Source organism: Rhodococcus sp. 06-1460-1B (genome assembly GCF_002258475.1).
Taxonomy (GTDB): domain Bacteria; phylum Actinomycetota; class Actinomycetes; order Mycobacteriales; family Mycobacteriaceae; genus Rhodococcoides; species Rhodococcoides fascians.
The window spans coordinates 1-1,474 of record NZ_NOYS01000005.1 but is presented as its reverse complement, the minus strand read 5'-3'; the positions used below and the strand labels follow the sequence as shown (position 1 = coordinate 1,474).

The following is a 1,474-nucleotide window of genomic DNA, read 5'->3' as shown; positions in this document are numbered from 1 at the left end:
GGGTAAGTCCCGTGGGGTGGTGGACATTCGGTGAGGCGGCGTAGCCGCAGCTCGGGCGTGTCGTACCCGTGTTGTGGGTGGGCCATCGCGTAGTGATGAACGAGTTACCTCTCACAGTGACTCGACCAAAGGACCACGCGATGACCCACGACCATTCTGCCCTGATCACCCAGCTCGATGCACTCAAGGGTGCAGACCCGGCGTCGGTGTTCGCCGAGCTGATCCGCGCCGGCCTGCAGGCGCTGATCGACGCCGAAGCGACCGAGGTCCTCGGTGCCGGCCGCTACGAGCGGACGGCCGAGCGCACGAACTACCGGAACGGCACCCGCTCGAAGACGGTGTCGACGACCAGCGGAGACGTCGAGATCCAGATCCCGAAGCTGCGCACAGGGTCGTTCTTCCCCAGCCTGCTCGAGCGTCGCCGACGCATCGATCAGGCGTTGTACGCGGTGATCATGGAGGCCTACGTGCACGGAGTGTCGACCCGCAACGTCGACGACCTCGTCGCAGCGTTGGGTGTTGACTCGGGCGTCTCGAAGTCGACTGTGTCGAGAATTTGCCAAGGGCTCGATACGGAGATCGCGCGGTTTCGTGAGCGAACGTTGACCCACACCACGTTTCCGTACGTCTTCCTCGACGCGACGTATTGCAAGGTGCGGATCGGGGCGCATGTGGTCTCGCATGCGCTCGTCGTCGCGACCGGGGTGTCGATCGACGGCACCCGTGAAGTGTTGGGCACCGCGGTCGGGGACAGTGAGTCGTTCGATTTCTGGCGGGAGTTCCTGATCGGGCTCAAGGCGCGGGGGCTGTCGGGGGTGCATCTGGTGATCTCCGATGCGCATGCCGGTTTGAAAGCTGCTGTGGCGCAGCAGTTCACCGGGGCGTCGTGGCAGCGTTGCCGGGTGCATTTCATGCGGAACGTCACTTCCGCGGTGTCGTCGAAGCAGGTGCCTCCGGTGATGGCGGCGATCAAGACGATCTTCGCGCACACCGAGCCGGATGCTGTTGCAGCGCAGTGGGATCAGGTCGCGCAGACGCTCGCCGGGTCGTTTCCGAAGGTGTCGGCGATGATGGACGGTGCGAAGGAAGATGTGCTCGCGTTCCGTGCGTTCCCGAAGTCGCATTGGCAGAAAATCTGGTCGAACAATCCGATCGAACGACTCAACAAGGAGATCAAACGCCGCGCCGATGTCGTGGAGATCTTCCCCAACCCGGCGGCGTTCCTGCGCCTGGCGACCGCGGTGGTGATCGAAGCGCACGACGAGTGGCAAGTGACCCGCCGCTACGTCTCCGACGTGTCGATGGACGAGCTGAGGGTCGTCATCGCCAGGAAGGAACGCGCTGCAGTATCAACCGACACGACCGCTGAGTCGTTGACACCTCAGCTCGAAAGCGCCTAACATACAACACAACTCGTTGATCATGAACCGGATGGTTCACCGATCCGAATTACACCACCCCATGGGGCACTATC

Annotated in this window: 1 protein-coding gene; it reads left to right on the top strand. The window is 63.0% G+C overall.

Translation table 11 applies throughout. The features are described from left to right. Positions 1 to 140 precede the first annotated feature (140 nt). Positions 141 to 1,400 (top strand): IS256 family transposase, encoded by a 1,260-nt coding sequence (locus CH268_RS01800; protein ID WP_068052702.1) that lies wholly within the window; start codon positions 141 to 143, stop codon positions 1,398 to 1,400. Positions 1,401 to 1,474: the final 74 nt, after the last annotated feature.